Below are 5,698 nucleotides of genomic sequence, written 5' to 3'. Positions count from 1 at the left end.
GGCCGTCTTCGCACTGATGCCATAGCGTCGGCACAGCTCGCGGACATTGCTCTGCGGCTGTTCAGCCAACCACACAAATTCACGCCGAATCGACATGGTGGTGCACTCCTGCCACGGCATCGCTCGAACTCCTCATTCGACGGATCCCGTAAGCGTAAATGCGTTACCCATGTCTCCCGACACCCGTTACCTATGTCCCCCGGCTGAACACACGGCGCACCCTACGACAGGATTTCGTCCTGTAGTGCCTTCCACGCCCGATACGCTTCTTTCATGCACCGCGCACAAGGCCGATACCCCGTCGCCTGCGCGGTGGCTTCATCGAGAAAGAACACCCGCTCCCTCACATAGCCGCCCCGTGCGATGGCGCGCAGGGCGGTGGGGCAGTCGAGGCGGCCGTAGATGCGCGACTTGCGGTGCCCACCCAGAGTTCCGGGAGCGGGGCTGGCGTATGGCCTCCCGTCCGCTCCCAGCAGGGTCCAGGTTTTCACCTCTCGGCCTCGAGCTCCAGCAGGCGGCGCTTGCGTTCCACACCCCAGCGGTAGCCGGAGAGGTTGCCGTCGCTGCGGACCACGCGGTGGCAGGGGATGGCCACTGCCAGGCTGTTGGCTGCGCAGGCCTGGGCCACGGCGCGTACGGCGCGGGGCGAGCCGATGCGCTCGGCGATTTCCGCGTAGCTCGCGGTGCTGCCTGGCGGAATTTCCCGCAGGGCCTGCCAGACCCGTTCCTGGAACGCCGTGCCGCGAACGTCCAGCGGCAGGTCCAGGCCCAGCCTGGGTGCTTCGATGAAGCCGATGACCTTGGCCACCAGATGCTCGAAGTCGCTGTCGCCGCCGATCAGGCGCGCACGGGGGAATTTGTCCTGCAGGTCGCGCAGCAGGGCGTCCGGGTCGTCGCCCAGAAGGATGGCGCAAACACCGACGCCGCTCTGCGCCACCAGGAAGTGGCCCAGGGAGCATTCGCCCAGGGCAAACCGGATCTCGTTGTTGGCGCCGCCGGCGCGGTAGTCGGCCGGCTTCATGCCCAGCACCTGGGCCGAGTCGGCGTAGAAGCGGCTGTTGGAATTGAAGCCGGCGTCGTAGATCACCTCGGTCACCGAGGCGCCCGGGCCGAGCTGGTCGCGCACCTTGCGGGCGCGGCGGGCTCGGGCGTAGGCCTTGGGGGTCAGCCCGGTGACCGCCTTGAACACCCGGTGGAAATGCGAGGCGCTCATGCCTGCTGATTCGGCCAGGGCCTCCAGACCGGGCAGTTCCTCGGCGATTTCGATCTGCCGGCAGGCGGCTGAAACCAGCGCCGCGTGCTGCTCGGCCACGTGGGTCATGCTGGCGGCAGCGCGGCGGCTGGGGCGGTAGCCGGCGGCTTCGGCCTGCTCGGCGCTGTCGAAGAACTCCACGTTCTCCGGACGCGGCAGGCGGGTCGGGCTGCTGGGGCGGCAGTAGATGCCGGTGGTCTTCACCGCGTAGACGAACTGCCGGTCTGCGGCCGGGTCCCGTGCCTGCACGGCGGCCCAGCGCGGGTCCTGTTCGATGGCGGTCATGGCTGCGGGCTTCATGGCGCTCTCCGCTTTCTGTTCGGTCATGGCAGAGAGTATGCGGCCGGCCGGGGCCGTGCATCCCGACTCTTGCGGTCGAATTCGTTCAGAGCGCGTCATGGAAGATCACCCCCAGGGTATGCCGTCTGCCGGCCCGCAGCTGGCTGACGCCGTGGCGCAGACGGACCCTGTGGTAGCCGCGCAGGCCCTGCGCTGGGCGGAAGTTCACCGCGAATAGCACGCCGTCGCCGAGGCCCAGCGGCACCACCTGCACCCGCGATTGCATGCGCGGACGTTGCTCGGTGATGACGAACTCGCCGCCTTCGAAGTCGTGGCCAGGCTCGGACAGCAGCACCGCCAGTTGCATCGGGAAGACCTGCTCGCCGTAGAGGTCCTGGTGCAGGCAGTTGTAGTCGCCTTCGATATAGCGCAGCAGCAGCGGGGTAGGGCGCAGCTGGCCGGCGGCGTGGCAGCGCTGGAGGAAATCGGTGTGTTCGGCGGGAAAGCTGCCGTCCAGGCCCAGGCGCTCATGCCAGCGGTTGGCCAGCGGCGCCAGGTGCGGATAAATGCGGGTACGCAGGGTGGCTACCAGCGGCGGCAGCGGGTAGTCGAAGTACTGGTATTCGCCCTGGCCGTAACCGTGGTTGGCCATGCGGATGCGCGAGCGGAAACGCTCCTGCTCGCCATAGAGCTCGGCCAGCGCCGCGCATTCACGCACGTCCAGCAACTGGCGGACCAGGGCCCAGCCATCGCGGTCGAGGTCCGCCTCGATGCGTGGCCAGTCCAGGCTGTCGATGGCTTTCATGTCTGTGCCCCTGTTCTGTGGTGGGAGCCGAGCATAGGCAGGCGCAAGCGCCGGGGCACTCCGTCGCTTGCGCTCGAATTCGCCGCCATTCAGGGACGCGAATACACCTTGAACAGGGTCTGGTCCAGTTCGCTGGGGGCGCCGAAGTACTTGCTGTAGAGGGGTACGATGGCGCCGGATCGATAGACCTGGCTCAGCGCGGTGTCCACCACCAGGCGGAAGTCCTCGTCGTCACGGGCCAGCGCCAGGGCCACCGGCGAGAATTCGAAGCGCCGGTCCAGCACCATCAGGTTGGTGTTGGCGGTGTCCCGTGCCACCAGACTGCGCAGCATCATCTGGCTGGCGAAGAAGGCGTCCACCTTGCCATCGGCCACCTGCGCCACACCTTCCACCGGGCTGGTCACGGTTTCCAGGCTGACCAGCACCTTCATCAGGCGCAGTTTTTCCCGCGCCCAATCTTCCACTACCGAACCGCTCTGTACCGCGAAGGTATGGGCGGCCAGGCCGCGATTGAGGGTGGCGCGCCAGGTGGGGCCGGTCTGCTCCACCTCGCCATTGAGCACCTTCACCAGGGAAACAGGCGCGTCCTTGCGCACCACGACGCCGATCCCGGCGGTGTACACCGGCAAGGAGAAGGACACGCTCTGGCGGCGCTTCAGGGTTTCCACCATGGGGCTGCAGAGCAGGTCCACGCCGCCATCGCGCACCACGCCCAGCGCCTTGTTTGGCGCCAGGGGCACGAAGCGCACCTTGAGCGAGGCCAGCCCTGGCTGGCTGCGGATCTGGTCGGCGACCTTCTGGCAGAGATCGATGGTATAGCCGGATGCGCCTTCGCCCTCGGCGGACGAGAAGGGCGGCTGGTCCGGCAGGTAGCCCAAGGTGAATGTGCCGCTGGCGCGGATGCGGTCCAGGGTCTGGGCCGGGGCCAGCGACGGCAGCAGCAGGGTCAGCAACAGTGGCAGTGAGGCCAGCGCTTTCGGGCTCATGCGTTGTCCTCCAGGCCAAGGGCGCGGGCATTTGCAGCGCGCTCTTCGAGGAAACGGTCGGCGATGTAGCCGAACATCAGGTAGCCCACCGCGGTGACGATCATGCCGCCGAACACCGCTTCGGTCCCGGAGGCATAGAGCGCGTAGAAGCTGTAGGCCATGGCGATGAGCAGCACCACGACGTTGCGGTGGTGCGGATAACCTGTCACCCCGGCTTTCTGCATGATCACCAGCAGCGCCGAGAGCGAGGTGATGTAGGGGACGATGTTGGTCACCGCCGCCAGGCTCACCAGCTTGCCGAACTGTTCCGAGGCATTGGGCGAGATGGTCGACACCGCCATGGCGCTCTGCAACAAGGCGTTGGCCACCAGCCCGGCGATGGGGGCGCCCAACAGGGTGACCTTGGCGAACAGCGCCGGGAACATGTGCTGGTCGGCGGTGACCTTGGCAGTCTGCGCCAGGGTGAATTGCCAGCCCAGCAGCGAGCCGACGCAGGCCATCACCGCCAGCGCCATGATCACGTCGCCCACCAGCGGGTTGAACATCTTCGCGTAGACAAAGGCGAAGGGCGCGCTGGAGTTGGCCAGCTCAGGGTTGGGCACGATGCCCATGATCACTGAGGTGGACAGCACGTAGATCACCGCCGCGCCCAGAGTGCCCAGCAGGCAGGCCAGCGGCACGTTGCGTTTGGGGTTCTCCACGGCGTCGGAGTTCTGCGCGGCCGACTCCATGCCGAGGAACGCCCAGAGGGTGAGCGGAATGCTCTGGGTGATGGCGTCGTTCATGGCGATTCCGTTGGGGTTCCAGGCGGCGGCGAAGATGTTGGAGTCGAACCAGAACCAGCCAATCACCGACAGCCCGGCCACCGGGATGATCACGCCCCAGACGGTGATCGAGCCGATGTGCCCGGTGATCTTTGGACCGCCGAAGTTGGCCAGGGTGGTCAGCCAGATGAGCACCACGGCGCCAACGAACAGCGGTATGGCGCCCGTACCCAGCCAGGGGAAGAAGGGCGTGAGATAGCCCACGGCGGAAATGGCGATGGCCACGTTGCCGATGGCCAGGGAGAGGAAATACAGATAGGAGCAGAGGAAGAAGGCCGACTTGCCGTGGGCTTCTTCCGTGTAGGCGGACATCCCGCCCGAACGCGCGCAGAAAATGCCGCACTGGGCGAAGCAGTAAGCGATGGCCATGGAACCGATCGCGGTGATCACCCAGGACAACAGGGAGATCGCCCCCAACTGCGCCATGCTGGACGGCAGCATGATGATGCCCGAGCCCATCATGTTCACCGCCACCAGGGTCGTGAGCCCGGTCAGGCTCATTTTCTTGCCGGAATCCGCCATTTCCGAATCCTTCTAGGGAAAACATCTCCAGAAAGATAGGCGGCGTCCGGCGTTGTTGCTGGCATGCGAGGCGTAGAATTCACCTTCCTGCAACAAACCGCACAGAGCAGCCCATGCCCCTGCAGCCTGAAGACCTCGCCAGCATCACCTCCACCACCCTCGACGACTACAACCGCAATGCCGAAGGATTCCGTGAAGGCACCCGTGACCACGACGTGAGCCAGAACATCGAGGCGTTGCTGCGGCATATCCGGGGCGAGGTGCCGTTCACCATCCTCGACTTCGGCTGCGGCCCCGGTCGCGACCTGCGCACCTTCACCCGCCTGGGCCACAAGGCCATCGGCCTGGACGGTGCGGAAAGCTTCGTTGTCATGGCTCGCGCGGACTCCGGCTGCGAAGTCTGGCACCAGGATTTCCTCAATCTCGACCTGCCAGCCGCGCGCTTCGACGGCATCTTCGCCAACGCCAGCCTGTTCCACGTCCCGCGCCAGGAACTGCCCCGCGTCCTGCGCCAGCTCTGCGACACCCTGAAGCCCGGCGGCGTACTCTTCAGCTCCAACCCCCGTGGCGAGAACGATGAAGGCTGGAACGGTAGCCGCTACGGCTCCTGGCACGACTACGAGAGCTGGAAGGCACTGCTGGAAGCGGCGGGCTTCGAAGCCCTGGAGCACTACTACCGCCCAGCCGGCCTGCCACGGGAGCAGCAGCCCTGGCTGGCGAGTGTGTGGCGCAAGCGCGCTTCGTAAGAGTGTTCCCAAGGCCGAGCCGGTAGGGTGCGCCGCGCGCACCAGCGGTTTGCGGCGGCAGGGTGACCTTGGAATCGGTGCGCGTGGTGTTCAGCCGGGGGACATAGGTAACGGGTGTCGGGAGACATAGGTAACGCATTTACGCTTACGGGATCCGTCGAATGAGGAGTTCGAGCGATGCCGTGGCAGGAGTGCACCACCATGTCGATTCGGCGTGAATTTGTGTGGTTGGCCGAACAGCCGCAGAGCAATGTCCGCGAGCTGTGCCGACGCTATGGCATCAG

General features: G+C 66.1%; 6 protein-coding genes and 1 pseudogene. 1 reads left to right on the top strand and 6 read right to left on the bottom strand.

Annotated elements, in window-relative coordinates:
• The 6 genes and pseudogenes from E8E91_RS10020 to potE form a co-directional block, all read right to left on the bottom strand.
• Positions 1–120 (bottom strand): annotated as a pseudogene (locus E8E91_RS10020) (IS481 family transposase); the annotation flags it as partial.
• 101 nt (positions 121–221) lie between these two features.
• Entirely contained in the window at positions 222–491 is a 270-nt protein-coding gene (locus E8E91_RS10015; protein ID WP_280375621.1) for an Ada metal-binding domain-containing protein, read from the bottom strand.
• On the bottom strand, positions 488–1,552 hold the full coding sequence (gene ada, locus E8E91_RS10010; RefSeq protein ID WP_280375620.1) for a bifunctional DNA-binding transcriptional regulator/O6-methylguanine-DNA methyltransferase Ada: 1,065 nt from the start codon (positions 1,550–1,552) through the stop codon (positions 488–490). Before ada ends, E8E91_RS10015 begins: the two co-directional genes overlap by 4 nt.
• A gap of 85 nt (positions 1,553–1,637) precedes the next feature.
• On the bottom strand, positions 1,638–2,336 hold the full coding sequence (locus E8E91_RS10005; protein WP_280375619.1) for a 2OG-Fe(II) oxygenase: 699 nt from the start codon (positions 2,334–2,336) through the stop codon (positions 1,638–1,640).
• 89 nt (positions 2,337–2,425) lie between these two features.
• Positions 2,426–3,322: an amino acid ABC transporter substrate-binding protein gene (locus E8E91_RS10000; RefSeq protein ID WP_280375618.1), complete on the bottom strand. Its 897-nt coding sequence runs from the start codon at positions 3,320–3,322 to the stop codon at positions 2,426–2,428.
• The gene (gene potE, locus E8E91_RS09995) at positions 3,319–4,668 is read right to left on the bottom strand and encodes a putrescine-ornithine antiporter (protein ID WP_280375617.1); all 1,350 of its coding nucleotides are present in this window, start codon (positions 4,666–4,668) and stop codon (positions 3,319–3,321) included. Before potE ends, E8E91_RS10000 begins: the two co-directional genes overlap by 4 nt.
• A gap of 113 nt (positions 4,669–4,781) precedes the next feature.
• On the opposite strand from potE, the gene E8E91_RS09990 reads away from it, so the two are divergent.
• Positions 4,782–5,414, top strand: coding sequence for a class I SAM-dependent methyltransferase (locus E8E91_RS09990; RefSeq protein ID WP_280375616.1), 633 nt, complete (start codon positions 4,782–4,784; stop codon positions 5,412–5,414).
• The last annotated feature ends 284 nt before the right edge of the window (positions 5,415–5,698 follow it).

The sequence above is a fragment of the Pseudomonas sp. BN515 genome, assembly GCF_029873155.1.
Taxonomy (GTDB): domain Bacteria; phylum Pseudomonadota; class Gammaproteobacteria; order Pseudomonadales; family Pseudomonadaceae; genus Metapseudomonas.
Note: the sequence above shows the minus strand (reverse complement) of the source record. Positions and strands in the feature narration are given on the sequence as shown.